This is a genomic window from Streptomyces sp. NPDC048411 (assembly GCF_040704695.1).
In the GTDB taxonomy this organism is placed as follows: domain Bacteria; phylum Actinomycetota; class Actinomycetes; order Streptomycetales; family Streptomycetaceae; genus Streptomyces.
Map to the genome: position 1 here is coordinate 16,923 of NZ_JBEZKL010000008.1, position 25,714 is coordinate 42,636.

The following is a 25,714-nucleotide window of genomic DNA, read 5'->3' on the forward strand; positions in this document are numbered from 1 at the left end:
GCGTCAGGTCCTCTTGCGGAACTTGGCGACCGCGAGCGGCGCCGTCACCAGGGTGATGGCTGCGGCCCAGCCGAGCGTCAGCCACACCGAGTGCGCCACTGGACCGCCGAGCATCAGCCCGCGCGCGGCGTCCGCGAGATTGGACAGCGGGTTGTAGTCGGTGAACGACCGGAGCCAGCCCGGCATCGTCGTCGGCGGCGCGAAGATCGAGGAACCGAACTGCAGGGGCATCATCACCAGGAACCCCATTCCCTGAACCGCCTGGGCCGTTTTCAGGGACAGCCCCAGCAGCATGAAGATCCACATGATGGCGACGCCGAACGCCGCCGAGAGACCGACAGCCGCGAGCAGACCGAACACCGAGGTCTTGAGCTGCATGCCGATCAGGAAGCCCATCCCCAGAAGGATCATCGTGGCGACCATCATCCGGCCGAGCTCGACCACGATCTTCGCGATGAGCACGGAGGAACGGGCGATCGGCATTGTCCGGAACCGGTCCATGACGCCCTTGCGGAAGTCGTCATTGACACCGGTGCCGACCGCCATGGCGATGTTCATGCCCATCATCGCCATCAGCCCGGGGATCACGTAGTTGATGTACGTCTGCCGGTCCCCGCCCAGGCTCGCGCCGACGGAGCCGCCGAAGACGTACACGAACAGCAGTGTGAAGACGATCGGCATCAGGAGCGCGTCGAACATCGACTCCGGGTCCTGCTTGATCTGGAGCAGATTGCGCCGCACCAGCGCGCCGATGTGCCGCAGATTGCTGCGCAGCCCGATCCGGCCCTCGTCGGGGAGGACCTTTGCCGGTGCGGAGCCGGTCGGGGCGTCGGGTGTCAGAGTCGCCGTGCTCATGCCGGGACCTCCTCGGGGATCGTGTCGGTCACGGACGGCGCGGTCTTCTCGCCGGTGATGGCGAGGAACACCTCGTCCAGGCTGGGCAGCGCGGTGGCGATGTGCGCGATGGAGAGACCGCGGCCGGCGAACAGGCCGATAACGGCGGTCAGTTGGTCGTCGCTGAGGATCGGCACGTACAACATGCCCTCGTCCGGGACGGCCTGTGAACCAGCCACCCCGTCGAGACCGGCCTCGGCGAGCGCCCGGGCCATGGCGGGCAGTTGGCCCGGGTCCGTGGGCCGGATCTGCAGGGTACGGCCGCCGACCTTCGCCTTGAGCTCGTCGACCCCGCCGCTGGCGATGATCCTGCCCTTGTCGATGACGGTGAGCTCATTGGCGAGCTGCTCGGCCTCTTCCATGTACTGGGTGGTGAGCAGCACGGTCGCCCCCTCCGCGACCATCCGCTGCACCTCGTCCCAGACCTCATTGCGGGTCCGGGGGTCGAGCCCCGTCGTCGGCTCGTCCAGATACAGCACGGCCGGGCTGCCGATCATCGAGGCGGCCAGGTCGAGCCGGCGCCGCATGCCGCCGGAGTAGTTCATCGCGGGTCGCTTGGCCGCGTCGGTGAGCGAGAACCGCTCCAGGAGCTCGTCGGCCCGGGACCGGGCGGTCTTGCGCGGCAGGTCGAGCAGCCGCCCGATCATGTAGAGGTTCTCCCAGCCGGAGAGCTTCTCGTCGACCGAGGCGTACTGGCCGGTCAGGCCGATGATGCGGCGCAGCTGCCGCGGCTGCTTCACCACGTCGTAGCCCGCCACGGTGGCGTGTCCGGCATCGGGAACGATCAGTGTGGACAGGCAGCGTACGAGGGTGGTCTTGCCGGCGCCGTTGGGGCCGAGCACACCGAGGACGGTGCCCTCGCGCACATCGAGGTCCACGCCGTCCAGAGCCTTGGTCGAGCCGTAGTGCTTGACCAGCCCCCGCACCTCGACGGCGTTGCCGCCGCTCCTGGGGTTCTTGTCGATTCGCGTCATGTCCACCATGGGACCAGCCGCCACCGACAGCCCACCGACATTCTGCCGACAGGGCCGCCTACAGAACGCCTGCAGCGGCCGGCACACGCCGACAGCCCGCCGATGGGGGAAGTCGGCGGGCTGTCGTTGTGCGGGCAGTGGCCAGTGATCCCCCGGAGGGGACCGGTCATGTCCTGGGGCCTCTCGTCCGGAAGGCCTTAGTGGAAGGTGTGCTCCGGCTGCGGGAACGTGCCGCCGACGACCTCGTCCGCGAACTCCTTCGCCGCGTCACCGAGCACCTTGCGCATGTTCGCGTACTGCTTGGTGAAGCGCGGGACCTTGCCGCCGGTCAGCCCCACCATGTCGGTGTAGACCAGCACCTGGGCGTCGGTGTCGGGACCGGCGCCGATGCCGACGGTCGGGATGTGCAGACTGCGGGTGATCTCGGCGGCGACCTCGGCCGGTACGAGCTCCAGGACGACGGCGAACGCCCCCGCGTCCTGCGCAGCCTTGGCGTCCCTGATCAGCCGGTGGGCGGCCTCGTCGCTGCGCCCCTGCACCCGGTAGCCCATGGTGTTCACGGACTGCGGGGTCAGACCGAGGTGCGACATGACCGGGATGCCGGCCGAGACGAGCAGCTCGGTCTGGGGGAGCGACCGCTCGCCGCCCTCCAGCTTGACCGCCCCGACGCCGGACTCCTTGACCAGCCGGGTGGCGTTGCGCAGGGCCTGGACGGGCCCTTCCTGGTACGCCCCGAAGGGCAGGTCGCCGACGATGAGGGCGCGCTTGGTGCCCCGTACGACGGCGGCGGAGAGGATGGCGATCTCGTCCATCGTGACGGGCACGGTGGTCTCGTAGCCGAGGTGACAGTTGCCCATGGAGTCGCCGACGAGCATGACCGGGATGCCGGCCTCGTCGAAGACGGACGCGGTCATCGCGTCGTAGGCGGTGAGCATGGGCCACTTCTCGCCGCGCTCGGTGGCGGCGGCGATGTCGTGGACGGTGATGCGGCGAGTGCTCTTGCCTCCGTACAGCGCCTTGTTGCTGTCGGCAGGGGCCCCCGCGGGGGTTGCGGGCTGGTTCTGCGCAGCCTGAAGCGTCATGGTCAACGGCTCCTTCGTCATCTCGAGGCGCCCTGACGGCGTCCCCGGATCCCGTCCATGGTGGCATCCCGGGCCGTCCACGGGAAGTGGACACGACTGGGCAAAGACTTTCCAATACGAGACGGTCTCGTATCGAAATGAGATACGCTCGCCGCCATGTCAATACCGTCCGGCCCTCCGGCCGCCGTGCCCCGTGTTCCCGAGGCGATCCACCGTCGCCGTTGGGTGATCCTCATCGTTCTGATGTTCAGCCTGCTCATCGTGGTGCTGGACAACTCGATCCTGAACGTCGCGGTCAAGACCATCGCGAGCCCGTCGCCCACCGGGCTCGGAGCCACCCAGAGCGAGCTGGAGTGGGCGATCAACTCGTACACGCTGGTCTTCGCCGGACTCCTCTTCACCGCCGGTCTGCTCGGCGACCGCATCGGCCGCAAGAAGGTCCTGCTCTTCGGCATCCTGCTGTTCGGTATCGGCTCGGCGCTCGCCGCGATGTCCGGTTCGCCCGGCGAACTCATCACCTGGCGCGCCGTGATGGGCTTCGGCGCCGCGTTCGTGATGCCCGCCACACTCGCGATCCTGATGAACGTCTTCGAGCGTGACGAGCAGCCCAAGGCGATCGGCATCTGGGCCGGCAGCGTCGGCCTGGGCATCGCCATCGGCCCGATCACCGGCGGACTGCTGCTCGAACACTTCTGGTGGGGTTCGATCTTCCTGGTCAACGTGCCCGTCGTCGTCATCGCGCTGATCGCGATGGCGGTGCTGGTGCCGGACTCCCGGGACCCGAAGCCGGGCCGGATCGACCCGCTCGGGGTCCTCCTCTCCATCGTCGGTCTGGTCCTGCTGGTGTTCGGCATCATCCGCGGCGGCGAACTCGCCGACTTCGGCGACGCCGTCGTGCTCCTCTCGATCTTCGGCGGTCTCGTCGTCCTCGCCGGATTCGTCTGGCACGAGAAGCGGAGCAGCCACCCGGCCATCGACATCACGTACTTCAAGAACGGCGCGTTCTCCGCCGCCGTCGCCGCTGTGGCGCTGGTCTTCTTCGCGCTGATGGGCGTGACCTTCTTCTCCGCCTTCTACCTGCAGAGCGTGCGCGGCTACAGCGCCCTGCAGTCCGGACTCCTGATCGTGCCACTGGCCGCCGCGCAGATGATCTTCGCGCCGCGCGCCCGGCTGGTCGTCGAGCGGTTCGGCTCCCGTGCGGTGTGCACCGCCGGCATGCTGCTGGTCGCGGTCGGACTGTCGGCGTTCGCACTCTTCGACGCCACCACACCCATCTGGGTGATGTGTCTGGTCTTCTTCGTCCAGGGCACCGGCATGGCGCATGTCATGCCACCCGTCACCGTTGCCGTGATGCAGGCGCTGCCGCGCGAGAAGGCCGGCTCCGGATCGGCCATCAACAACACGTTCCGGCAGGTCGGCGGGGCGCTCGGGATCGCCGTCCTGGGCTCCGTGCTGTCCACCGTCTACCGCGGTGACATCGAGGGCCACCTCGGTACGCTCCCGGCCGCGGCCAGGGACGCGGCGGGGGAGTCGATCGAGGCGACCCTCGGCATCGCGGAGAAGCTCGGTCCGGCGGGCGCGCCGCTGGTCGGCGCGGCCAACGACGCGTTCGTCAGCGCCATGCACGTCACCGCACTCGGCTCCGCGTGCGTCGCCCTGGTCGGTGCGCTCGTGGTCGGAATCTTCCTGCCGGGCAAGCCGCCCGCCGGGCAGCGGTCCGAACAGGGCGACGACGACCGGGCCGTGCCCGCGGGCGCGCGCCGATGACACCATGACGGCCACGGGCCCGGACGGCTGACAAGCCCCGCCCCGGTCACCCCGGACACACCGGGCCGGCCGGGGCGGGGAGCAGGACACCGCCCGGTCGGTGAGAATCGGGACAGGGACCGTACGGGCGCGGCGAAGAGGTGGAGCCAGGTGCAGGCGCAGGCGCAGAACGAGGACCAGGAACCGCGGCGCGGCCGACCGCGCAGTGCGGCGGCGGAGCGGGCGATCCTGGACGCCGTCGTCGAACTCCTGGAGGCCGGCGAACCGCTCGCCGGGCTGTCCATCGAGCGCATCGCCCGGACCGCAGGCGTCGGCAAGGCCACCATCTACCGGCGCTGGAGCGGCAAGGAAGAGCTCTTCGTCGATGTGCTGCGCGACATCGAACCCCCGGAACCGAAGATCTCCGGCACCGCCGGGCTCGGCGACCTCCGCGTGATGCTGGAGTCGCTGCGCAGGCGCGGACTCGCCCAGCGCTCCTCGGTCCTCCTCCACAACGTCTTCGCGCAGATGAAGAGCCACCCCAAGCTGTGGGCCGAGTACCAGTGCACGGTGATAGCACCGCGGCGGGTCGCGATGGTGGCGGCCGTGCGGCGGGCGGTCGAAGCGGGCGAACTCCGGGGGGACCTGGACGTGGAGCTGATGGACGACCTGTTCGTCGGTCCCATGCTCGTACGGACCGTTCACCGGCCCGACGCGCCACTCCCGGAGGACCTCGCCGACCGGATCATCCGGACGCTGGTCGAGGGCCTGGCGCCGCGCCCGGCATCCGACACCACCCCGGTCCCCGCCCGGGCAACCGCCCCCGCCGCCCTTCTGTCCGGCAAAAGCGCAGGCCAGGCATGACATGCCCGGCTCTGCCCGAGTGTGAGCGTTGTGTCACAACGCTCCACAAGATCCCTCCGGCCGGAACTCGCCGGACCGCGTCCTTCGTCCTCGTGACAGTACGGCCGCCGTGGGCGGCAGGAAAGGCGTTGCTCATCGCCTAGGGTCGGGGAGCGCGGCGATGGGTACGGCGAAGCAGTGAGGACGGCGCAATGGTGCAGGCGTACAGGGCGGACACCGGGAACGGCAGCGCGGGACCGCAGCGCACCGGGTCCCGCTTCCGGAGCCTGCGCGACAGATGGACCAGTGGCAAGGGGATGTGGCGGCGCGGCATCGTCCTCGCCGCCTGCGCGGTGATCCTCACTCTCGTGATGGCGTTCCACGCGGAGATCCCGAACACCATCGGCAACCTCGGCAGCCTCAGCGAGACGTTCCTGCCGTGGTTCGGCGTGTTCGTGCCGCTGCTGCTGATCCTGGGCCTGGTGCGTCGCTCGGCGACCGCGCTGATCGCCTTGCTGTTGCCGGTCATGGTCTGGCTCAACCTCTTCGGCGGGCTGCTCACCGACAAGTCGGGCAGCGGCGGCGACCTCACCGTGGCCACCCACAACGTCAACGCCGACAACCCCGACCCCACGGGCACCGCCCGGAAGGTCGCGGGCTCCGGCGCCGACATCATCGCCCTGCAGGAGCTGCCGAGCGGCCAGGTGTCGACGTACGAGGCGGCGCTCGCCGACCGCTTCCCGTACCACTCGGTGCAGGGGACCGTCGGCCTGTGGAGCAAGTACCCGATGAGCAGCACCCGGCCGGTCGACATCAAGATGGGCTGGACCCGGGCGATGCGTTCCACGGTGACGACGCCCAAGGGCGAGGTCGCCGTCTACGTGGCCCATATGCCGTCCGTACGAGTCAAGCTGCACGCCGGATTCACCGCCAACCAGCGCGACGACAGCGCGGACGCCCTGGGTGAGGCCATCGCCCACGAACGCCTCGGCAAGGTGATCCTGCTCGGTGACCTCAACGGCACGATGAACGACCGCTCGCTCAACGAGGTCACCTCGCAGATGAGGTCCACCCAGGGCGCGGCCGGCGACGGCTTCGGCTTCAGTTGGCCGGCGTCGTCCCCGATGGCCCGGATCGACCAGATCATGGTGAAGGGGGTCGAGCCGATGTCGTCGTGGACGCTCCCGGCGACGGACAGCGACCACCTCCCGATCGCCGCCCGCGTCGAACTGTGAGACCTCCCCCGTCCGGGGCTTGTGCAGGGTGAGCATAGGGCGAAGGGGGCGTGGAGGTCGCGGATAATATTGCCCTCCGTGTCCATAAATACTGCACTCATCGAGTGGAGCTTCTCTGTCGTCGAACGGCGTGCGGATCGGCTGAGCAAGTACTTCTACGCCCACCTGTTTCACCACAACCCTGGCATCCGCCACATGTTCCCGGAGCAGATGGACGAGCAGCGGGACCGGCTCTTCGCCGCCCTCACTGCGGCAGCCATGAACGCCGCCGACCCCGAAGCCCTCGTGGCGTACCTGCGCCCCCTCGGCTTCGACCACCGCAAGTTCGATACCCGTCCCGAGCACTACCCGGCCGTGGGCGCCAGCCTCATCGCGACGCTGAAGGTGTTTGCCGGCGATGCCTGGACGCAGGAGGTCGAGGAGGCGTGGGTCGCGGCGTACGGCCTCATCTCGCAAGTGATGATCGCTGCGGCCGAAGAGGTCCCCGCGTCGACGCCCCGCTGGTGGGACGCGGAGGTCGTCCACCACGAGCTGCGCACCGAAGACATCGCGGTTCTCACGGTGCGCCCGCACCTTCCCTATCCCTTCGAGGCCGGTCAGCACGCGGCGCTGACCGTGCCCGAGGCGCCCCAGGTCTGGCGCCCGTACTCGATCGCCAACGCTCCGCGCACCGACGGCACCTTGGAATTCCATGTGCGCCGCGTCGAGCGCGGCCGACTGAGCACCGCACTGGTGGACCGGGTCCGCTCCGGAGGCAGCGTCCGTCTCGGCCCCGCGATCGGCAGCATGACCCTGCCGCCCGATTCCGGTCACGGTCTGCTGTGCGTGGCCGGGGGTACCGGCTGGGCGCCGGTGAAGGCGATCATCGAGGCGGCCGCGGCCCTGCCCCGGCCGGGCGAAGTGAGGCTCATCCTCGGCGCCCGCACCGAGCGCGAGGTCTACGACCTCGACGGCCTGGAGCGGTTGGCCAAGACGTACGACTGGCTGGACGTCACAGCGGCGCTGCCACCGGAGGGCGGGGAACCGGAGGAGGCCGACGCCGAACTGCTGCGACAGGTCGGTGAGTACGCCCGTAACCGACCTGGCCGCCAGGTCTACGTCAGCGGACCCTCGGGCATGGTGCGCGCTGTCGAGAAGCAGCTCGGGGCGCTCGGCTTCGATCCTGACCACATACGCCACGACGCCTACAACCACCAGCACGGCACCGACAGGCCCACGTCCCCGGCGGAGTGGTTCCTGAGCAAACGCGACATCCCATGGATTCGCTCCCGGTAGACACGCGAGGGATGCCGCCGCTCACCCCGACTCAAGGGGACCGTCGGCCTGTGGAGCACGTACCCGATGAGCGACACCCGGCCGGTCGACATCACGATGGGCTGGATCCGGGCGATGCGTTCCATGGTGACGACGCCCAAGGGTGAGGTCGCCGTCCATGTCGCCCATATGCCGTCCGGACCGGCCGGGCACGGCCCGGTGGTCTCAGTCCTGCGCGGGCCGGGCGTCGGGAAGGGTGAGTCTGCCCGTACGGGCGAGGAAGGCGACCAGGGCGGCCATGGCGATCCAGCCGGGCCAGCCCGCGAGGCTCATCTGCAGCGGCTTCAGCGGGGCGTCCGGCTCGGCGAATTCCTTGACCATGCTCATGCTGACCGTGCTGACGAAGGCGTGGCCGACGACCGCCGGGATCACCGATCCGGAGGCCAGCCGCAGCCAGGTGAACACCGGCAGCGCGAGGCCGCAGCTCACCAGCATGGCCGGCACGGCGACGTACCAGGGCTGACCGGGATACTGCCCGCCCATCAGCAGGGTCGGCAGATGCCAGAGCGCGAAGGCGGCACCCGTGCCCAGGTAGGCCGTCAACGGACGTGTGCGCCCTTTCCGGTATGCCAGCCGGGGGAGCAGATAGCCCTGCCAGCCCAGCTCCTCACCGAAGAACAGTGGCAGGGCCAGCAGCATCTGCACGAGCGCCGTCCCGGCCCAGGCGGCCGTGCCGCTCCAGCTCGCACCGCCGAAGGGATAGACGCCCGCCGCCGTGCCGATGGCGAGCGCGACGACGGTGAGACCGGCGGGGACCAGGACGGCCGCCAGCAGCCACCGCACCGCGTGAGGCCACGGCTTCGGGATGCGCAGGGCGAGCACATCGCGCACCCCGCCGCCGCCCTCCACCCACCGCACCACCACGACCGCGGCGACGGCCGGAGCCATCATGGCCGCCGATATACACAGGTTCTCCAGGTCACCGGGGCTTGCCCGGCCATCGGTGCGACGGAAGCCCTTGATCAGAAGGGGTGACATGGCCACCCACATGCCTGTGTAGGCGATCGTCAGATAGGTGAGCAGCCCACGGAGTCGGGTGCGGTGCGGAAGGGCCCGCGGTGCGGTCATGGTCATGCTGGCGACGCTAGAAGCGTCCGTGGCGGGACAGAAGGAAGCCCGCTCCCGTCTCGGTGGTGGAGCCTGCTCCACCACGACGACGGCCCATGGTGGAGCTGAAAGCGGACCGGGTGCTTCCCGGGACCCGTCCGGCAGCCGCATCGACGCCGGTCGCCGGACGGGCCCGAACCCGGCCCGCCCGGCGACCGACCGTCGGGGTTCAGCCCGATTCGCGCCACCGGTTGGTGATCGGCAGCCGCCGGTCCTTGCCGAAGCCCTTCGGGGAGATCTTCGTGCCCGGCGGGTACTGCCGCCGCTTGTACTCCGCCGTGTCCACCATCCGCAGCGTCCTCGTCACCAGCGTCTCGTCGAACCCGGCCGCCACGATCGACTCCAGCCCCAGATCCTGGTCGACGTACAGCTCCAGGATCCGGTCCAGCACGTCGTAGTCGGGCAGCGAGTCCGTGTCGACCTGGTCGGGCCGCAGCTCGGCGCTGGGCGGCTTGGTGATGGACGCCTCCGGGATCGGCGGGGTCTGGCCGCGTTCCTCGGCGGCCCGGTTGCGCCACTTCGCCAGCCTGAAGATCGACGTCTTGTAGACGTCCTTGATCGGCCCGTACGCGCCGACGGAGTCCCCGTACAGCGTCGAGTAACCGACCGCCAGCTCCGACTTGTTCCCCGGCGCGAGGACGATCTGGCCCTCCTGGTTGGAGACGGCCATCAGCATCGTGCCGCGCAGTCGCGACTGGAGGTTCTCCTCGGCGAGACCGGTGAGCCCCAGCGACTTCATGTACGCGTCGAACATCGGCTCGATCGATACGGTGCGGAAGTTCAGCCCGGTACGGCGCGCCAGCTCCGCCGCGTCGCCCTTGGAGTGGTCCGAGGAGTACTTCGAGGGCATCGAGATGCCGTACACGTTCTGCGCGCCCAGCGCATCGCACGCGATGGCCGCGACGAGAGCCGAGTCGATCCCGCCGGACAGCCCGATCAGCACACTGCTGAAGCCGTTCTTGGCAGCGTACGCACGCAAGCCCACGACCAGCGCCGAGTACAGCTCCTCGTCGTCGTCGAGCCGCTCCGCGTAGCCGCCGGTCAGCTCCGCCTCGTAGGCGGGGAGAGGCTCGTCGGAGAGGACCACGTGATCGATCCGCAGTCCGTCGTTCACCACCCCGGACGGCGCCTCGGGCGCCGCGGCGGGCAGCTCCAGGTCGAGGACGACGCAGCCCTCGGCGAACTGCGGGGCACGGGCGATCACGTCGCCGTCCTTGTCGACGACGATCGAGTCGCCGTCGAAGACCAGCTCGTCCTGCCCGCCGATCATCGCCAGATAGGCGGTGGTGCAGCCGGCCTCCTGCGCCCGCTTGCGGACCAGTTCCAACCGGGTGTCGTCCTTGTCCCGCTCGTACGGCGAGGCATTGATCGACAGCAGCAGCCCGGCCCCGGCGGCGCGGGCGGCCGGCACCCGGCCGCCGTCCTGCCAGAGGTCCTCGCAGATCGCGAGCGCCACATCGACACCGTGGACCCGTACGACGGGCATCGAATCGCCCGGCACGAAGTACCGGAACTCGTCGAAGACCCCGTAGTTGGGCAGGTGGTGCTTGGCGAAGGACAGCGCGACCCGCCCGCGGTGCAGCACCGCGGCGGCGTTCTGCGGAGAGCCGGCAGGCTGGCCGTAGCGCGGCTGGGCCTTCTCGGAACGGTCGAGGTAGCCGACGACGACCGGCAGCTCCCCGAAGCCCTCCGCGTCGAGGCGGGCGGCGAGCGCAAACAGCGCGTTCCGCGACGCCTCGACGAAGGACGACCGCAGGGCCAGGTCCTCGACGGGGTAACCGGTCAGCACCATCTCGGGGAACGCCACCAGATGGGCGCCCTGTTCGGCGGAGTGCCGGGTCCAGTGGACGATCGCCTCGGCGTTGCCGGCGAGGTCACCGACGGTCGAGTCGATCTGATTCAGTGCGAGGCGTAGTTGAGGCACGCGCCTCAGTGTAATCGTCTTTCTGACGCGATATCCTGGCGGGCCGCACTTCCGCTGCCGCGGCCGACGCGGCCCGCCAGGACCGGGTCAGCGGCGGTAGCCGAGGACCGTCATCATGTTCATGTTCGAGTGGTAGACGTTGTGGCAGTGGAGCATCCACAGCCCCGGGTTGTCCGCGTCGAGCTCCACGGCCACCGACCTATTGGGCAGAACGATCGCGGTGTCCTTGCGCGCCCCCGGAACCCTGCCCAGCACCGAGCGCGGTCCCGCACGTCCCGCGAGGCCGAACGTGTGCCCGTGCAGATGGATCGGGTGCCACATGTCCGTGATGTTGTAGAACTCCAGCCGGACCCGCTCGCCCGCCCTGACCGCATGGCGCTGATCGGGGTCGTACTTCCTGTGGTCGAAGCCCCAGTCGAACGCCCTCATGGTGCCGGTCATCTTGATCCGGATCGTCCGGTCGGGCTTGCGGGCGGCCAGCTCCACCGACTCGTCCGCTTTCAGCTCGAAGGCCGACACCAGCTGCCCGGTCAGCTCCTCGGGCAGCACGGAGGCGGCCGGCGCCGCGCCACCGCCGGTACGGAGCAGGGCCAGCGCCGACGCCTTCTTGCCCTCGGCGACCGCCGTCAGCGGGAACACCCCGTCCCGGGCGGTGACCAGCACGTCGTACCGCTCGCCCATACCCAGCAGCAGTGCGTCCGTCGTGGTGTGCCGGACCGGGAAGCCGTCCGCGTGGGTGATGGTCATCCGGTGGCCGCCGAGCGCGACGCGGAACGGGGTGTCGCCGCCCGCGTTGATGATGCGCACCCGGATCCGGTCGCCGGGCTTCGCGGTGAACGTGGTCGGGTCCTTCGGGACGCGGCCGTTGATCAGGTAGTACGGGTAGTCGACATTGCCCGCGTCACCGCCGAGCAGGTCGCTCGGGGCGCCCCTCAGCACCCGCGAGGGCCCGGACCCGGAGCGGGGCTTGTCATCGCCCCCGGAAGACCCGTGATCCATGCCGCCCATGCCGTGGCTGAGCTCGGCGAGTACCCCCTCCGGAGTGGAACCCTCCACTCCGTCGACCCAGTCGTCGAGCACGACGACCCACTCCTTGTCGTACGACAGGGGCTCCTTCGGATCATCGATGATCAGTGGTGCGTACAGACCGCGGTCCTGCTGGACGCCCTGGTGCGGATGGAGCCAGTACGTCCCCGACTGTGGCACCGCGAAGCGGTACGTGAACTCCGCGCCCCGTTTGATGGCCGACTGGGTCAGCTCGGGAACACCGTCCATGTCGTTGCGCACATGGAGGCCGTGCCAGTGCACGGTGGTCGACGTCGGCAGGTGGTTCGCGAGGGTGACTGCCAAGGTGTCGCCCGCGGTGATCCGGACTTCTTTGCCGGGCAGCCGGTCCCCGAAGGACCAGGAGCTGACGGTGAGCCCGCCGCCCAGATCGAGGCGGCCCGGGGTGGCGGTGAGGTTGATCTTCCGTACGGGGCCGGAGCCTCGCTTCGCCTCGACCGCCGTGACCTCCGCGTCGCCGGGAGAGATGTACTCCCCGCGGCTCCCCGACGCGGGCGACGGGCGGTGGTTCATGGCGTCGTGATGCGCGGGGCCAGGGTTCGCGGCGTGCCGTTGCGGGTCCGTACCACTGGAGCAGGCGGCCAGAACTCCCGTGCCGGCCATGGCGATTCCGGCGCCGAGCACGGCTCGTCGAGTGGGTTGAGTGGGCATGGCTGGAACACCTCTGATGCTGTCGGCGTGGGCTGAAGGAGGGATGCGGAGCGACCCGCTCCTATATCCGAAGCGCCGACAACCGGCCGGGAACCGTCATCGCGGGCGAGGGGCCGGACCGCGGCGCACGCGACAACAGCGCTCCGCCGGCCACGAGGAGATGCTCCGCGGTCCGGAGCGCCATCAGCCGGCCGGCGAGCAGAGCGAGACCCCAGGCGCCCAGCACGGCGAGACAGGCCGCCATCGGGTCCGTGCCGTCGCTCATCGGCAGGGGCGGGACGGAGGCGTGCTCCATCGAGGGCTCCGTCATGGCGCTCGCCGGGTCTATCCCCTGAGCTCCCTGGTCCCGCACGTGGCCTGTCGTCACCACGGCCTCATGGCCGCTGTGTTCCGCCGGATGCCCGACGGTGTGCATGGTGAAGATCCCGAACAGCAGCGCGGCAAACAGCAACAACTGTCCGTCTGTCGCACTCCGTTTCGGGCCCATGTCGGGCACCCTACCCCCGCTGGGTATACCTCGCACGCGGGCCCGGCACCCCCCGTTGTCATGGGTGCCGGGCCCGCGGTGGCGCGCTGCCGAACGCCGGTCAGGCGCGGGCGTAGACCTTCTCCGCCCAGCCGGCGATCTGGTCCTCGGAAAGGTGCTGGGCGAGGTCGGCCTCGCTGATCATGCCGATCAGCACCTTGTTCTCGACCACCGGGAGCCGGCGGATCCGGTGGCTCTGCATCTCCTCCAGAACCTCGTTCACCTCTGCGTTCGCATCGATCCAGCGCGGCGTTCCCTGGGCGAGTTCACCCGCGGTCACCTTCGACGGATCGTGGCCCATCGCCACACAGCCGACCACGATGTCGCGGTCCGTGAGGATGCCGACCATCCGGTCCTTCTCGCCGCTGGCCGAGATCGGCAGTGCGCCGACGTTGTGTTCGCGCATCATCTGGGCGGCGCGGTCGAGCGTCTCGTGCGCGGGGATCCAGTGGACCCCGGTGTGCATGATGTCCTTGGCGGTGGTCATGAGGAATTCCTCCTGGTGCCGACGGGCACTGCGGTCCGACCCCGAGCGAACCCATCGTCATGGGCCCGTTCGGGGTGCGCGACCGCTATCACCCATTCGGGTGCATCCCTACCGCTTCGGGGCCGGCGGAATGCCTCAGGACCTGGGGTTCGCCCCGCGCGTCGCCAGCATCTGCGCCATCGTGTCCAGCTCGGACTGCTGAGCCTCGACCATGCCTCGGGCGAGCCGCTTCTCCGCCTTCACCGTGCAGAGCTCGGCGCAGCCGCGCGCCATGGCGACGCCGCCCTTGTGGTGGTCGGTCATCAGCTGCAGGAACAGGATCTCGGCCTGCTTGTCGCTCGCCTTCCTGAGCCGGCCGAGTTCGGTCCGGGTGGCCATGCCGGGCATGAGGGCGCCGTCATGTGCGGTGAAGGCGCCGTCCGACCTGCCCGTGTCCCCCATGCCTTCCATGCCGTGATCACCGTGCATGCCGTGTCCACCGTGGGTCGTCATCCACCCCATCGGCTCCTGCCCGGCGGCCACCTTCGGCAGCTCCCACAGATCCAGCCAGCCGAGCAGCATGCCCCGCTGATTGGCCTGGGTATTGGCGATGTCGTACGCGAAACGGCGTACCTCCTCGTCCTGCGTACGGTCACGGACGATGAAGGACATCTCCACGGCCTGCTGATGGTGGACCGCCATGTCGCGGGCGAACCCTGCGTCGGCCGAGTCCGGGCCGGGCACCCGGACGGCCGCGGCGGCCGCTCCGGGCTGCTTCCCGTCCGCCGTGTCGTCCCGCGCCGAGGCGATCGTCGCCACCCCCGCGAGGAGCAGTGCGAGGGCGACGGCGGAACCGGCCACCCACTGTTTCGTACCGGTCACGGGGACCCCAGCCCGCCCGTGCACGCCGCACCCGGCTCCGGGGTCTGTTCCCCCTGCACGAACTTGGCGAAGAACCGGCCGACCCGCGGGTCATCGGCGCTGTCCACGGTGACCTGCTTGCCCCAGGCACTCAGCATGATCGTGCCGGCCTGGTCCTGGTACGGGCTCATCAGCGAGTACGGCGTCTTCCCGACCAGGGCCGCGAGCTCGGCCACGTCGGCCGCCGACGCCTTGTCCGTGTACGTCACCCACACCGACCCGTGCTCCAGCGAGTGCACGGCGTTCATGTCGGGGATCGCCTTTTTGTACACCTCGCCGTCGCAATTCATCCAGACGGGGCTGTGGTCACCGCCGACCGGAGGCTTCATCGGGTATGTGACCGTCTTGGTGACGTGGTTGCGGGTCAGCTTCTTCGCGTCCCACGTCTTGAGCCCCTCGATCGGCTCGGCGGCCAGCACCTTCTTCTCCGCCGCGGACGGCGTCGCTTCATCGGCCGCGACGGCGTCCCTCTTGTCCGCAGCCTCGGAGCTGTCCAGCAGCGCGTAAGAGCCGAAAGCGACCAGACCAGCGACGACAAGGGCGCTCAGCCCTATGGCGAGGGCACGGTTGCGACGGTCGCGTGCACGGTCGGTGTTGCGCATCTGCTCTATGCGGGTCCTGCGGTCGAAGCTCATGTCGTCTGGTCCTTCGGTCCTTCTGCGAACGGGCGGGGAGGGACAGGAACGGATCGGGAAACCGGCGCGCACGGGGCAGCTGCGACGCCGCTCCGCCCCTGGGCCCTCTCCTTCGAAGGCCCGCACACCGTGGCCGCCGATCGTAGTGGGTGGCCGAGTGCTCCATCTCACGTCGAGTGCGTAATCTGGGTGAAATCCCGGGTCGTGATACTGGAGCTTCTCCCCTATCCCGGGCGGTGGTGCACAGACCGTCTGAACTGCAAGGATGTGGCTATGGACAAGCAGCAGGAATTCGTCCTCAGGACACTTGAGGAGCGCGACATCCGCTTTGTGCGCCTGTGGTTCACCGATGTGCTCGGGTATCTCAAGTCCGTTGCCGTGGCCCCTGCCGAGCTGGAACAGGCGTTTGACGAGGGAATCGGCTTCGACGGCTCGGCCATCGAGGGCTTCGCCCGGGTGTATGAGTCCGACATGATCGCCAAGCCGGATCCGGGCACCTTCCAGATCCTGCCCTGGCGTGCGGAGGCCCCCGGCACCGCGCGCATGTTCTGCGACATCCTGATGCCCGACGGTTCGCCGTCCTTCGCCGACCCGCGCTATGTGCTCAAGCGCATCCTCGCCAAGACCTCCGACCTGGGTTTCACCTTCTACACCCACCCGGAGATCGAGTTCTTCCTGCTGAAGAACAAGCCGGTCGACGGCAGCCGCCCGACCCCCGCCGACAGCTCCGGCTACTTCGACCACACCCCGCAGAACGTCGGCATGGACTTCCGTCGCCAGGCGATCACCATGCTCGAATCCATGGGCATCTCCGTCGAGTTCAGCCACCACGAGGGCGCCCCCGGCCAGCAGGAGATCGACCTGCGGTACGCGGACGCGCTCTCGACCGCCGACAACATCATGACCTTCCGTCTCGTCATGAAGCAGGTGGCGCTTGAGCAGGGTGTGCAGGCGACGTTCATGCCGAAGCCGTTCTCGGAGCACCCCGGCTCCGGCATGCACACCCACCTCTCCCTCTTCGAGGGCGACCGCAACGCGTTCTACGAGTCGGGCGCCGAGTACCAGCTCTCCAAGGTCGGCCGCTCCTTCATCGCGGGCCTGCTGAAGCACGCCGCGGAGATCTCAGCCGTGACGAACCAGTGGGTCAACTCGTACAAGCGCATCTGGGGAGGCTCCTCGCGCGCTGCGGGCGCCGGCGGCGAAGCCCCCTCGTACATCTGCTGGGGCCACAACAACCGTTCCGCGCTGATCCGCGTCCCGATGTACAAGCCCGGCAAGACCGGTTCGGCCCGTGTCGAGGTCCGCTCCATCGACTCCGGCGCCAACCCCTATCTGACGTACGCGGTGCTGCTCGCCGCGGGCCTCAAGGGCATCCAGGAGGGGTACGAACTCCCGGCGGGCGCCGACGACGACGTGTGGGCGCTGTCCGACGCCGAGCGCCGCGCGATGGGCATCGAGCCGCTGCCGCAGAACCTGGGCGAGGCGATCTCGCTGATGGAGAAGAGCGAACTGGTCGCCGAGACGCTCGGCGAGCACGTCTTCGATTTCTTCCTCCGCAACAAGAAGCAGGAGTGGGAGGAGTACCGCTCCGAGGTCACGGCCTTCGAGCTGAAGGCACTGCTGCCGGTGCTGTAACCGCAGGTCGGCGCTGTCCGAGCGAACGTACGCGGCTTCGGGCCGACGGCTTCGTACCGTCGGCCCGAAGCCGTTTCACCCGCCCTGGGCGGTGCGACGGGGCAGAGCTTGCCGGGAGGGGCACTGGGCGTGGCCGAAGTGACGGTCGACCTGTACCGGTGCGGCATGATGCCGCTGATCGTCTTCACGGGTGCCACGAGCCGAACTGCGAGTGAGCGGATGCGATGTGAACCGACGGTGACTCGCGTCGCGACGGTTTTCCAGAGGGTGCTGCGGGCAGCGTCTTCGGCCTGCATGACCTGCGCGTTCCCCCACCTCTGGGGCAGCACTCATAGCCACTGGCGGTCCACACCTGGTCCACTGGCCAATCACGTGCCGCGGGGCAGATGCTCAGACAGGGCCGGTGTCCGGGTGATCTGAATCTTCCACAGACAACACACCCCCGGTCCGCATCGGACTCGGGGGCGTGCGCTGGGCTAGGCCGAGTAGTAGGGGTGGTCAGCTGAACGCCTTCTCGATGGCCTCGAAAATGTCCGCGTCCGTCTCCTGCTGCCAGGAAGGGAGGTCGGGCCAGTCCGCCACGTAGCCCGACTTCGGGTCCTCGAAGTGCTTGAACATCTGGGCCGTCCAGCACGTTGCGACGAACCGGCTCTTCTGCTCGCGGGACAGCCTGGCCGTCTTGCCGTCGCTGATCTCGATGAACTGGCGGACCTGCTCGTATACGGAGCCTGCGGCCTCGCGTTCCCACTGCGGCGTGTCCCCCCACGGGGTCACGTAGCCCGCTTTCGGCTCGCCGGGGAAGTGCTGGTGCACTCCCTCGATCCAGGCTTCCCGGAACAGTCGTGCGCCTTCGGTTTGCGACATGCCAACCCCTCTCGTCACGGCGTCCTCAGCGTGGCGATCTCCGCCCCCAGCTCCACTACGCGGTGGTCCCGGCTCAGGGGGCCGAACTCGTCGCACAGGCTTTGGAGTCTACGGGCGACGTACCCCGACGAAGACGCGTGGGCCAGGTCAAGGGCTTCGCGGGCGTACGTCACCACCTGGGCCGGGTCACGGCGCTTCGCCCCGATGACGGCCAGGTCGGCCAGTACGGCCCCTCTTCGCCGGTACGAGTGGCCGGAAGCAAGCGCCGTCTGGTCCAGTGCCTGCTTCAGTGTCTCCTCTGCCAGATCGAGGCGGCCGAGCTGTACGTACCGTGCTCCGCGCTCCTCAGCCAACCGGGCGCCGTCGAACCGGAGCCACCCGCTGTTCGTGCTGTCATCGGCGAGGTTCTGGACTTCCTCGGCCTGGGCGAGCGCTCGCTCGCACCCTGTCAGGTCTCCGAGGCCGGCGCGTACCTCCGCCTGCACCGACGCCACCCAATGCCGGGTGGCCAGGCTCTTGTTTCCTCGCGCCGCGATGCGTTCCGCCGCGCCAAGGACCTCAGCCGCCTGCTGGTACCTCTGTTCGGACATGTCCACGTAGCCATGGCGTACGAGCGCGCAGGCCCACAGGTCGTAGGCTCCGGCCTCCTTGCTGACGGACGCCGCGAGTGCATAAGAGGCGGCCGCGTCGGTGTACCGGTTGGCGTCGTACGCGACCTCCCCGGCTAGCTGGAACAGGTCGGCTGCCGCGTTGAGGAGCGGGAGGGAGCCATCCCGGCTGCCACCGGCCAGGGCCTCGTTCAGCGTGGCCAGTTGATCGCGGACGACGGGGTAGACCGACCTCTTGGACCGTGCGAGCTGGTACACCTGCCATAGGTGGCTGTTCATTCGGGCGAAGTCCGCCGGGCTGCCCCTACGCACGCCGTCGGCAACGGCCTCCGCCTCGTCGAACGATAAGGCGGTCAGCGCCCCGCTGACGGTCAGGATGCGGAGGAATTCGCGGCGGATCATCTCGTCGGGGTCTCCCGTGCTCGGGTGGTCACTGGACTTCTGCCCTGCGGCCCCCTGATCCTCGGCTCGTGGCGGTCTCAGAAGGGCATCAAGCTCTTGAAGGCTGATCTCGAGGGCGGCGGCCAAGCCGGGCCGCTGAGGTGGCTGCGGTGCGATCTTGCCGCTCTCCCAGCGCCCGACCGTTGTGCGGTCCACGCCAAGCAACTCAGCCAATTTCTCCTGACTGTAACCCAGGGTCCTGCGCCGTTCCGCCAGTCCCATGACGCCCCCTTCCCGTGACTTTGGACCCCTCGGCTCCCGTGCACGGATCTGCGTCAAGCCTGCCGCATGGATGCCGTGGAGGCTCCCGACTCGGCGATGTTTCCTGGGTGTTGTCGCGAACGACGTGGGCACGGGACTACGGAAGGGTGCAGATATGGCAACGCTCGACAGCGGTCAAGGTGACGGATTGGGCGGTGCCTCCCGCTCACTGGACTCCGAGGCCGAGGGTCGCGTTCTCATGACCCTTCGTGTCTCACGGGACTCCGGCCGCTCGTGGTCGCAGCCCACCCGCGTCCGGGAGGGTGAGCCGCTGGCCATCCTGTCCTCGCCCGGCCGCTTCCCGCCGTGCGAGTGCCCGCGCTGCGGTGAATCATCAGCCCTGTCAGCCCGAGCCCTCCACGCGATGCCCGCCGTCCCGGACTTGCTGCGGTAAGCGGCTTAAGGCAGATGGATTCTGCGCCGCTTCGGGCGGTACACCGGGCTCTTTTACCTCGTGATGGTGATCGGCTCCGTGTGCCTGTACGCCGTCGGCATCTACGCCATGTCGTAGCGGGCCGACCTCAGTCTTCCCGCCGGGCATCCGGCGGGAGTTCCCCGAGTAGAGAGGAAAGTTCGATGGTGGAAGAGAACACCGGCTCCGTGGCCGCCGAGGGGGGTGGCCTGCTCGTCGCGAAGCGGAAGATCGTCGCGGCGCGGACCCGCGCCGAGCAGGAGTCCGACGTCAGCAGCGGCCGTTCCGACGGCAACGACTGACGGGGCCGCCCACGATGCTTGATGCCGCCTCGTGGGCGGGGCGTCTGGGCGGGGACACGTTCCTCGCCCAGACGTACCACCGCTCCTACGCGCACTTCCCCGGCGCCGCCGACGTGGCGCGCCTGTTCACCTGGGACGACCTGAACCGAATCATCGCCACGCAGCGCCTGGAGCCGCCTCGGCTTCGCCTGTCGGCCGACGGCGAGACGGTACCGCTGCACCGCTACGCGGTCCCGACGACCAACCGCCGCGCAGTGACCTGGTCCCGCATCCAGCCGGCCGAGCTGCACACCCAGCTCAAGGACGGCGCCTCGCTGGTCCTGGACGCGGTAGAGAAGATCCACCCCGCCGTGGGGGCGGCGGCCGAGGGTCTGGAACGCTTCCTCGGCACCCCCGTGCAGGCCAACGCATACGCCTCCTGGACCGAGCGGGAGGGCTTCGGTCTCCACTGGGACGACCACGACGTCGTGGTCGTGCATCTGCGCGGCTCAAAGCGCTGGCGCCTGTACGGGGCCACCCGCCAGGCCCCCACCTTCCGGGACGTCGAATCGCCGGACCAGCCGGAGGACGATCCGGTGGCGGACATCGTGCTCTCGGCCGGTGACGTGCTCTACCTGCCGCGCGGCTGGTGGCACGCGGTCGCCGCCGACCAGGGCACGGAATCCCTCCACCTGACCTTCGGCATGGTCCCGCACACCGGCGCCGATCTCATGCTCTGGGCTGTGGACCAACTCCGGGCCACGTTCGCCCTCCGTGCGGACATCCCGCGCTTCGCCTCCCTGCCGGAACAGTCGGACTTCATCGACGCTGTACGCCGCGAGGTGGTCGACATCCTGGCCGATCCCCGGCTGATCGAGCGCTGGGCGGAGTCCATCGACACGACCGACCTGGGGCACGCCATCCCGTCCTTGCCGTACGTGAACGGGCTCCCCGCAGCGCCGGAGATCTCCGTACGGCTCACCGCCCCACGGGCGCGCGTCACGGAGAACGACGGGCACAGCACGGTCACGTTCTCGGCGGCCGGAACGGCCTGGGACTTCGCGGACTCCGCCTCGCCGGTCCTTCGCACGCTGCTGCTCGGTCGGCCGGCGACCCTGCGGGACCTCGCCGCCTCCGCCGGGTTGGAGGTCAAAGCCGTGGCCGAACTGGTCTGGGTCCTCATCGAGGGCCAGGCCGTCGCCGTCGTGGGGACGGGGCTGTGACGGCGGCCCTGGCATTGGGCACCTACCGTGTCCGAGATGTTCAGAAAGCGGCTCGCATGGCCGTGGAGGCCGGGACGCCGTGGATCGATACCGCGCCGAACTACAGCGACGGTCAGGCGCTCCACGACCTCGGCTCGGTCTTGCGGGAGTCCCCCAGCGCTCCGCTCGTCGCCACGAAGACCGGCTTCTTCACGCGCGGCCAGGGGCGAGTGGCTCTCGGGCGGGGCGTCCTCACCGAGCACGACGTCTCCGCCGGCCATTGCCTCGACCCCACGTTCGTCGGCTACCAGGTGGAAGAAGCACTGGACCTCCTCGGCCATGTGGACTTGGTGTTCGTCCACAACCCTGAACGGGCTGGTCGCGGCGTAGAACGGGCAGTGATGCACTGGCGGCTGAGGGAGGCGTTCACCGCCCTGGAGGACCAGGCCCAGGAGGGCAACATCCTCGGCTATGGGGTGGCTACCTGGTCGGGCCTGCGGGAAGGAGCCTTCAGTGTGCCGGAGCTGCTGGCGCTCAGCCGGGAGGCTGCGGGCTCCTCCGATCACCATCTGATCGCGGTACAGATGCCCGTCAGCCTGATCGATGACACCCCGATCACGCAGGCCCTGGGCGGCGGCGGTCCGCTGGTGCAGGCGAAGGACGCCGGGCTGATCACGTTCGGCTCCGCCCCGCTGCACGGCGGCGAACTGCTGGATGCGATGACACCCGAACTGGTGGATCTGATCTGCCCCGGGCTGTCGGCCGGCGCCGCCGGAGTCCTGGCCGCCGCGTCCTGCCCGGCCCTGGACTTCGTGCTGGTCTCCACCACAAGACGTGATCACTGGGACGACGCTGCCAAGGCTCTGGCCTCGCCCCTCGCTGCCGAACAGCTCAGGAGAGTGACCGATGAACTCGCCACCGGATGAGGGCATCCGAGCCCTCATGGAGGCCGCGCACGACCACGCAGCCCAGGCTGTAGGGCTCACCTGCACCGGCCCTCCGGCGTGGGGCTTCGCCGGGTTCACGCTGGGCCGCCGATCGGGCGACTACTGGCTTCGGGTCAGCCGCAGCCTGGCGAAGAACGCCGGGCGCACGCATGGGGAAGGAGTCGTGGGTGCCTCCCTCCTCGTCCCTCATGCCGTGCCTCGTCCGGCGGTGCACGGCGTCCACGACTGGGTGGACGGCGAGTGGTCGTTTCAGTCCGAGGTCCTGGACCTCGTGCCGCATCCGGTGGTCTCACCCGCGCGGGCGGATCTCATCCGCGACCCCGCTCTCCCTGAGCAGTGGTGGGGGCTACTGCGGCGCTCCCTTGACCGCCTGGCCAGAGTGAAGGGCGTCAAGGAGACGGTCCGGGACTCCTGGATTGAGCGGGCCTTCCCTCAGTTTCTCGGCATCCCTGCCCCGGCGAGGATCGAACGCGTCACCGGCCACGGTGACCTGCACTGGGGCAACATCACCGGACCGCCGCTGACGCTCCTGGACTGGGAGCGCTGGGGCCGCGTCCCCGTCGGTTACGACCCGGGACTTCTCCACGCTCACAGCCTCCTCGTGCCCGCCGTCGCCAAGCGCATCCGGACCGATTTCGCCGAGGTCCTGAACACGCCAGCAGGCCGTATCGGTGAGCTGGCCGCACTTGCCGAACTTCTCCAGGCCGTCGCCCGCGGCTTCTACCCCGAGCTGGCCCCCCGCCTCCTCGACCGGGCCGAGGAACTGACCGGGGTCCGGCCACCGGTCTCGGCTCCCGCTGAGGTCAATGTCTGACTCCTGTCCTCTTCCTTCCCCATGGCCCTGGCGTGCTCATCCCGCGCCGGGGCCATGTGCGTGAAAGTTCGCCCCCTTCTTGGAGAGTTGGCGGGTGACCGGCGCCAGGCGACCTCGCGGCCAGCCGGAGCGGCTTTGGCCGGTCTGGGGCAAGCGATTGCGCTGCTGATCGTGGTCCATGCCCGGTCCACACACGACGATCCAAGACGGCGCAGGTGCGATCCTTGGTGAGACAGGGCCACACGACGAAGAGGTGCCCTGGTCGGGGCACCCCTTCTGATCAGCGGCTTCACTGAGCTGCTGCGGTGGGTGTGGGATGTGAACCGACGGTGACTCGCGTCGCGACGGTTTTCAAGAACTCAGTGCTGGAGCGCGACCTTGGCGGCCACGATGATCAGCCCGAGCACCAGGTTGACGGCAGCGACGGATGCCACCGCACCGCGAGAGGCGCCGACCCGGATGACAGCAGCACTGGCCCAGCTGACCTGCTGGGCCACAGCGACGCCCAGCGCGAGCCAAGCCGCCCCTTCGAGACCCAGGCCCAGGAACGGACTGGTCGCGACAGCGGCGGCCGGCAGGAAGGCCGACTGCACGATCGGCCACTCGCGAGCGCAGACATGGCGGATCTCCCGCCACGTCATGGCCTCGTGCCTCAACCGGTCTCCGACAAAATCGGCGTAGACGTGCGCGGCCCAGAACACCCCACCGGTGCACAGCAGAAGCACCACGAGCTCAAAGCGCGGATAGTGGCCGAGCGTGCTGGCCCCGGCCACCACTGATGCGGCCAGGAGCGAACCGTAGATCGCGCCCGTGTAGTCGGTCCGGACCGTATCGGGCGGTTGACGGGCGTTCGGTTCATCCGGAGAGGTGCGGTGTGCCACCTGCCCAGGATCGCAAGAGAGGCCGGATCCCGCCATTGCACCGCTGCGGCTCGCTCCGGGCCCGGAGCGGATGCGCGCCGACACCACCAGCAGTCAGGATCAAGCTGGACCGGTTGAGCCGTCGGGGTGATCAACGACGACCACTGACGGCCCCTCTTGCCTCCGGCCGGCACTGGTGTCCCGAGGATCGGGCGAGGCTGAGGATCGGGCACGGCTGTGGAGAACCCGCGCAACTTCGGCCCCGAACTCCTGAACTCTGGACGACGTGTGTCCTGTGGGCGACACTGCGGACAGAAGGTCTGATCAGACACGGGGGATTCATGGCACACGTGCTCATGCTGCTCGGCGGGCTGCTGGCGTTAATCGTCGCGCTCATCGTCAAACTGCAGCTGAAATCGCGGCGCAGGACCGAGAACTTCGACGGCCAGCAGATCGAGCGGCAGCATCGCGAAGCGATCCGGCACACCCGCGCGAACAACACCTCTGTGGCGGTCCACAACCGGTTCTACGACGGCGGTGGCGGCCGCCGCTCGTGACCGCCCGTCCACGCGTACCGCCCGGCCCGGCCCGTGGCAGGCACCGGGACTCGATTCAGGTAGTGTTACCGACCCCAGCACGGGGACGGATTGAGGAGGTGAGACCCATTACCGCTGTATCAGGCTGGGTGCTCACCTCTCACGATTGCGTGGTCGGACCGGTATAGGCGGACCGCGGAGCACCCATCGGCATTCCGAAAGGCTCCGCTCCATGTCGCTTTCCTCGACACCGCTCCCTTACTCCGTCATCGTCACCAGACTTCGCGCCGCCGGCTGTGTATTCGCCGAGGACGAGGCGGAGTTGATCCTCTCCACAGCCGTGGACCCGGCCGAACTCGCGGCCATGGTCGAACGGCGGACAGCCGGGCTCCCCCTCGAACACGTCCTGGGCTGGGCCGAGTTCCGCGGTCTGCGGATCAGCGTGGACCCCGGTGTCTTCGTCCCCCGGCGCCGTACCGAATTCCTTGTCGACCAGGCTGTCGGCCTCGTCCGTCCCTCGGACGGACCCGCCGTCGTCGTCGATCTGTGCTGCGGTTCTGGTGCGCTGGGCGCCGCGCTCGCCGCCGCCCTGGACGTGGTCGAGCTGCACTCCAGTGATGTCGAACCCGCCGCGGTGCGGTGCGCGCGCCGCAATGTCGCCGGCGTGGGGGAGGTGTACGAGGGTGACCTCTTCGAACCGCTGCCCGCCTCGCTGCATGGCCGCGTCGGGATTCTGCTCGCCAATGTGCCGTACGTACCCAGCGAGGACGTCGAACTCCTGCCCGCGGAGGCCCGGGTCCATGAACCGAGGGTGGCGCTCGACGGTGGGGGTGACGGGCTCGACGTGCTGCGCAGAGTGACTGCCGAGGCGCCTCGGTGGCTGGCGCCGGGCGGGCATCTGCTGGTCGAGACGAGCGAACGGCAGGCGGCGCGGGCCGAGGAGACCGTCGCCCGGAGCGGGCTGATTGCGCGGGTGGTCACCTCCGACGAGCTGTACGCGACCGTCGTCATCGGTACGAAGCCCGTTGCCGGCAACGGCAGGTAGCCGGTTCCGGGGCGCCTGAGCGGTTCCCGCTCAGGCGCCGCCTGATCCGTCGGCGTGCTTCCCCCTGGACTGCGGTGGTACGGGACCGGCGTGGAACACGGCCGTCCCCGTGTCCAGATCCACCCCCATCCGGGGCGGTGCGCCGTCCGGGGCGTCGTCCTTGAGGACCTGCTCCTCCACCCGGTGCTCGATCTGCACGCGCTTGGCCGAATTCAGGAACGCGTGCAGTTCGTCGGCGACCGAGGCCCCCACGCCCAGCCCGTGACGAGGGGTGCGCGCCGCGAGGATGCGGCGTAACCAGTCGGGGCGGCCGGTGCGGACGACCACATAACGGGCTGATGCCAACAGGAATGGCACCATGACCAGTACGGCCATGAACAGCAGACTCGACATCATCACCATGTTCCGCCAACGCCCTGGCGGCC

At 69.2% G+C, this 25,714-nt stretch carries 25 protein-coding genes and 1 pseudogene; 12 read left to right on the top strand and 14 right to left on the bottom strand.

The window, feature by feature from the left end; translation table 11 throughout:
• Window positions 1-3: 3 nt before the first annotated feature.
• From AB0915_RS04995 to panB, 3 genes are all read right to left on the bottom strand, one after another.
• On the bottom strand, window positions 4-855 hold the full coding sequence (locus tag AB0915_RS04995) for an ABC transporter permease (RefSeq protein WP_366689756.1): 852 nt from the start codon (window positions 853-855) through the stop codon (window positions 4-6).
• Window positions 852-1,877 carry an ATP-binding cassette domain-containing protein gene (locus AB0915_RS05000; RefSeq protein WP_366689757.1) on the bottom strand — a complete coding sequence of 342 codons (1,026 nt, stop codon included), beginning with the start codon at window positions 1,875-1,877 and terminating at the stop codon, window positions 852-854. Before AB0915_RS05000 ends, AB0915_RS04995 begins: the two co-directional genes overlap by 4 nt.
• 188 nt (window positions 1,878-2,065) lie before the next feature.
• Complete coding sequence (gene panB, locus AB0915_RS05005; RefSeq protein ID WP_366689758.1) at window positions 2,066-2,950, bottom strand: 3-methyl-2-oxobutanoate hydroxymethyltransferase; 885 nt, start codon at window positions 2,948-2,950, stop codon at window positions 2,066-2,068.
• Between the two features lie 156 nt (window positions 2,951-3,106).
• Here panB and AB0915_RS05010 point away from each other — a divergent pair, with 156 nt between their 5' ends.
• From AB0915_RS05010 to AB0915_RS05025, 4 genes are all read left to right on the top strand, one after another.
• Window positions 3,107-4,717, top strand: coding sequence for an MFS transporter (locus AB0915_RS05010; protein WP_366689759.1), 1,611 nt, complete (start codon window positions 3,107-3,109; stop codon window positions 4,715-4,717).
• 150 nt (window positions 4,718-4,867) lie between these two features.
• Window positions 4,868-5,560: a TetR/AcrR family transcriptional regulator gene (locus AB0915_RS05015; RefSeq protein ID WP_366689760.1), complete on the top strand. Its 693-nt coding sequence runs from the start codon at window positions 4,868-4,870 to the stop codon at window positions 5,558-5,560.
• A gap of 191 nt (window positions 5,561-5,751) precedes the next feature.
• Entirely contained in the window at window positions 5,752-6,774 is a 1,023-nt protein-coding gene (locus AB0915_RS05020) for an endonuclease/exonuclease/phosphatase family protein (RefSeq protein ID WP_366689761.1), read from the top strand.
• Between the two features lie 78 nt (window positions 6,775-6,852).
• Window positions 6,853-8,049 (top strand): globin domain-containing protein, encoded by a 1,197-nt coding sequence (locus AB0915_RS05025; protein ID WP_366689762.1) that lies wholly within the window; start codon window positions 6,853-6,855, stop codon window positions 8,047-8,049.
• A 204-nt stretch (window positions 8,050-8,253) separates the two neighbouring features.
• On the opposite strand, the gene AB0915_RS05030 is transcribed toward AB0915_RS05025, so the two are convergent.
• The 7 genes from AB0915_RS05030 to AB0915_RS05060 all read right to left on the bottom strand — a co-directional run bounded on the left by AB0915_RS05030 (window position 8,254) and on the right by AB0915_RS05060 (window position 15,383).
• On the bottom strand, window positions 8,254-9,162 hold the full coding sequence (locus AB0915_RS05030; RefSeq protein ID WP_366689763.1) for a CPBP family intramembrane glutamic endopeptidase: 909 nt from the start codon (window positions 9,160-9,162) through the stop codon (window positions 8,254-8,256).
• Between the two features lie 202 nt (window positions 9,163-9,364).
• Window positions 9,365-11,119, bottom strand: coding sequence for an NAD+ synthase (locus tag AB0915_RS05035; RefSeq protein WP_366689764.1), 1,755 nt, complete (start codon window positions 11,117-11,119; stop codon window positions 9,365-9,367).
• Window positions 11,120-11,206: 87 nt separating this feature from the next.
• Complete coding sequence (locus AB0915_RS05040) at window positions 11,207-12,835, bottom strand: multicopper oxidase family protein (RefSeq protein WP_366689765.1); 1,629 nt, start codon at window positions 12,833-12,835, stop codon at window positions 11,207-11,209.
• Between the two features lie 61 nt (window positions 12,836-12,896).
• Entirely contained in the window at window positions 12,897-13,322 is a 426-nt protein-coding gene (locus AB0915_RS05045) for a hypothetical protein (protein WP_366689766.1), read from the bottom strand.
• A gap of 100 nt (window positions 13,323-13,422) precedes the next feature.
• Complete coding sequence (locus tag AB0915_RS05050) at window positions 13,423-13,848, bottom strand: CBS domain-containing protein (protein ID WP_366689767.1); 426 nt, start codon at window positions 13,846-13,848, stop codon at window positions 13,423-13,425.
• 135 nt (window positions 13,849-13,983) lie between these two features.
• Window positions 13,984-14,709 carry a DUF305 domain-containing protein gene (locus tag AB0915_RS05055; protein ID WP_366689768.1) on the bottom strand — a complete coding sequence of 242 codons (726 nt, stop codon included), beginning with the start codon at window positions 14,707-14,709 and terminating at the stop codon, window positions 13,984-13,986.
• The gene (locus AB0915_RS05060; RefSeq protein WP_366689769.1) at window positions 14,706-15,383 is read right to left on the bottom strand and encodes a DUF3105 domain-containing protein; all 678 of its coding nucleotides are present in this window, start codon (window positions 15,381-15,383) and stop codon (window positions 14,706-14,708) included. Before AB0915_RS05060 ends, AB0915_RS05055 begins: the two co-directional genes overlap by 4 nt.
• 273 nt (window positions 15,384-15,656) lie before the next feature.
• On the opposite strand from AB0915_RS05060, the gene glnA reads away from it, so the two are divergent.
• Window positions 15,657-17,018, top strand: a complete 1,362-nt coding sequence (glnA, locus tag AB0915_RS05065; protein WP_358858499.1) for a type I glutamate--ammonia ligase — start codon at window positions 15,657-15,659, stop codon at window positions 17,016-17,018.
• 84 nt (window positions 17,019-17,102) lie between these two features.
• Window positions 17,103-17,240 (top strand): annotated as a pseudogene (locus AB0915_RS05070) (YdcF family protein); the annotation flags it as partial.
• A gap of 276 nt (window positions 17,241-17,516) precedes the next feature.
• Here AB0915_RS05070 and AB0915_RS05075 read toward each other — a convergent pair.
• Both AB0915_RS05075 and AB0915_RS05080 read right to left on the bottom strand, forming a co-directional pair.
• Window positions 17,517-17,882: a hypothetical protein gene (locus AB0915_RS05075; protein ID WP_366689770.1), complete on the bottom strand. Its 366-nt coding sequence runs from the start codon at window positions 17,880-17,882 to the stop codon at window positions 17,517-17,519.
• A gap of 14 nt (window positions 17,883-17,896) precedes the next feature.
• Window positions 17,897-19,153: a helix-turn-helix transcriptional regulator gene (locus AB0915_RS05080; RefSeq protein ID WP_366689771.1), complete on the bottom strand. Its 1,257-nt coding sequence runs from the start codon at window positions 19,151-19,153 to the stop codon at window positions 17,897-17,899.
• Window positions 19,154-19,768: 615 nt separating this feature from the next.
• On the opposite strand from AB0915_RS05080, the gene AB0915_RS05085 reads away from it, so the two are divergent.
• From AB0915_RS05085 to AB0915_RS05100, 4 genes are read left to right on the top strand one after another with little or no spacing between them, the layout of a single operon-like run.
• Window positions 19,769-19,906 carry a hypothetical protein gene (locus AB0915_RS05085; RefSeq protein ID WP_366689772.1) on the top strand — a complete coding sequence of 46 codons (138 nt, stop codon included), beginning with the start codon at window positions 19,769-19,771 and terminating at the stop codon, window positions 19,904-19,906.
• Window positions 19,907-19,920: 14 nt separating this feature from the next.
• Window positions 19,921-21,108 carry a cupin domain-containing protein gene (locus AB0915_RS05090; protein WP_366689773.1) on the top strand — a complete coding sequence of 396 codons (1,188 nt, stop codon included), beginning with the start codon at window positions 19,921-19,923 and terminating at the stop codon, window positions 21,106-21,108.
• Window positions 21,105-22,013 (top strand): aldo/keto reductase, encoded by a 909-nt coding sequence (locus AB0915_RS05095; protein WP_366689774.1) that lies wholly within the window; start codon window positions 21,105-21,107, stop codon window positions 22,011-22,013. Before AB0915_RS05090 ends, AB0915_RS05095 begins: the two co-directional genes overlap by 4 nt.
• Window positions 21,994-22,848: a hypothetical protein gene (locus AB0915_RS05100; protein WP_366689775.1), complete on the top strand. Its 855-nt coding sequence runs from the start codon at window positions 21,994-21,996 to the stop codon at window positions 22,846-22,848. The genes AB0915_RS05095 and AB0915_RS05100 overlap by 20 nt, the downstream gene beginning before the upstream one ends.
• Before the next feature lie 359 nt (window positions 22,849-23,207).
• On the opposite strand, the gene AB0915_RS05105 is transcribed toward AB0915_RS05100, so the two are convergent.
• Window positions 23,208-23,729, bottom strand: a complete 522-nt coding sequence (locus tag AB0915_RS05105; protein WP_366689776.1) for a hypothetical protein — start codon at window positions 23,727-23,729, stop codon at window positions 23,208-23,210.
• A 320-nt stretch (window positions 23,730-24,049) separates the two neighbouring features.
• On the opposite strand from AB0915_RS05105, the gene AB0915_RS05110 reads away from it, so the two are divergent.
• Window positions 24,050-24,265, top strand: a complete 216-nt coding sequence (locus AB0915_RS05110) for a hypothetical protein (protein ID WP_366689777.1) — start codon at window positions 24,050-24,052, stop codon at window positions 24,263-24,265.
• Between the two features lie 211 nt (window positions 24,266-24,476).
• Window positions 24,477-25,289: a putative protein N(5)-glutamine methyltransferase gene (locus AB0915_RS05115; RefSeq protein ID WP_366689778.1), complete on the top strand. Its 813-nt coding sequence runs from the start codon at window positions 24,477-24,479 to the stop codon at window positions 25,287-25,289.
• Between the two features lie 30 nt (window positions 25,290-25,319).
• On the opposite strand, the gene AB0915_RS05120 is transcribed toward AB0915_RS05115, so the two are convergent.
• Window positions 25,320-25,682, bottom strand: coding sequence for a DUF6191 domain-containing protein (locus tag AB0915_RS05120; RefSeq protein WP_366689779.1), 363 nt, complete (start codon window positions 25,680-25,682; stop codon window positions 25,320-25,322).
• Window positions 25,683-25,714 lie beyond the last annotated feature (32 nt).

What these genes read in the sequence shown, in the direction of transcription:
- AB0915_RS04995 (WP_366689756.1), bottom strand. Translation starts at nt 855, where the DNA reads ATGAGCACGGCGACTCTGACACCCGACGCCCCGACCGGCTCCGCACCG.
- AB0915_RS05000 (WP_366689757.1), bottom strand. Translation starts at nt 1,877, where the DNA reads ATGGTGGACATGACGCGAATCGACAAGAACCCCAGGAGCGGCGGCAAC.
- panB (WP_366689758.1), bottom strand. Translation starts at nt 2,950, where the DNA reads ATGACGCTTCAGGCTGCGCAGAACCAGCCCGCAACCCCCGCGGGGGCC.
- AB0915_RS05010 (WP_366689759.1), top strand. Translation starts at nt 3,107, where the DNA reads ATGTCAATACCGTCCGGCCCTCCGGCCGCCGTGCCCCGTGTTCCCGAG.
- AB0915_RS05020 (WP_366689761.1), top strand. Translation starts at nt 5,752, where the DNA reads ATGGTGCAGGCGTACAGGGCGGACACCGGGAACGGCAGCGCGGGACCG.
- AB0915_RS05030 (WP_366689763.1), bottom strand. Translation starts at nt 9,162, where the DNA reads ATGACCATGACCGCACCGCGGGCCCTTCCGCACCGCACCCGACTCCGT.
- AB0915_RS05040 (WP_366689765.1), bottom strand. Translation starts at nt 12,835, where the DNA reads ATGCCCACTCAACCCACTCGACGAGCCGTGCTCGGCGCCGGAATCGCC.
- AB0915_RS05045 (WP_366689766.1), bottom strand. Translation starts at nt 13,322, where the DNA reads ATGGGCCCGAAACGGAGTGCGACAGACGGACAGTTGTTGCTGTTTGCC.
- AB0915_RS05050 (WP_366689767.1), bottom strand. Translation starts at nt 13,848, where the DNA reads ATGACCACCGCCAAGGACATCATGCACACCGGGGTCCACTGGATCCCC.
- AB0915_RS05060 (WP_366689769.1), bottom strand. Translation starts at nt 15,383, where the DNA reads ATGAGCTTCGACCGCAGGACCCGCATAGAGCAGATGCGCAACACCGAC.
- glnA (WP_358858499.1), top strand. Translation starts at nt 15,657, where the DNA reads ATGGACAAGCAGCAGGAATTCGTCCTCAGGACACTTGAGGAGCGCGAC.
- AB0915_RS05075 (WP_366689770.1), bottom strand. Translation starts at nt 17,882, where the DNA reads ATGTCGCAAACCGAAGGCGCACGACTGTTCCGGGAAGCCTGGATCGAG.
- AB0915_RS05080 (WP_366689771.1), bottom strand. Translation starts at nt 19,153, where the DNA reads ATGGGACTGGCGGAACGGCGCAGGACCCTGGGTTACAGTCAGGAGAAA.
- AB0915_RS05085 (WP_366689772.1), top strand. Translation starts at nt 19,769, where the DNA reads ATGGTGGAAGAGAACACCGGCTCCGTGGCCGCCGAGGGGGGTGGCCTG.
- AB0915_RS05090 (WP_366689773.1), top strand. Translation starts at nt 19,921, where the DNA reads ATGCTTGATGCCGCCTCGTGGGCGGGGCGTCTGGGCGGGGACACGTTC.
- AB0915_RS05100 (WP_366689775.1), top strand. Translation starts at nt 21,994, where the DNA reads ATGAACTCGCCACCGGATGAGGGCATCCGAGCCCTCATGGAGGCCGCG.
- AB0915_RS05110 (WP_366689777.1), top strand. Translation starts at nt 24,050, where the DNA reads ATGGCACACGTGCTCATGCTGCTCGGCGGGCTGCTGGCGTTAATCGTC.
- AB0915_RS05115 (WP_366689778.1), top strand. Translation starts at nt 24,477, where the DNA reads ATGTCGCTTTCCTCGACACCGCTCCCTTACTCCGTCATCGTCACCAGA.
- AB0915_RS05120 (WP_366689779.1), bottom strand. Translation starts at nt 25,682, where the DNA reads ATGTCGAGTCTGCTGTTCATGGCCGTACTGGTCATGGTGCCATTCCTG.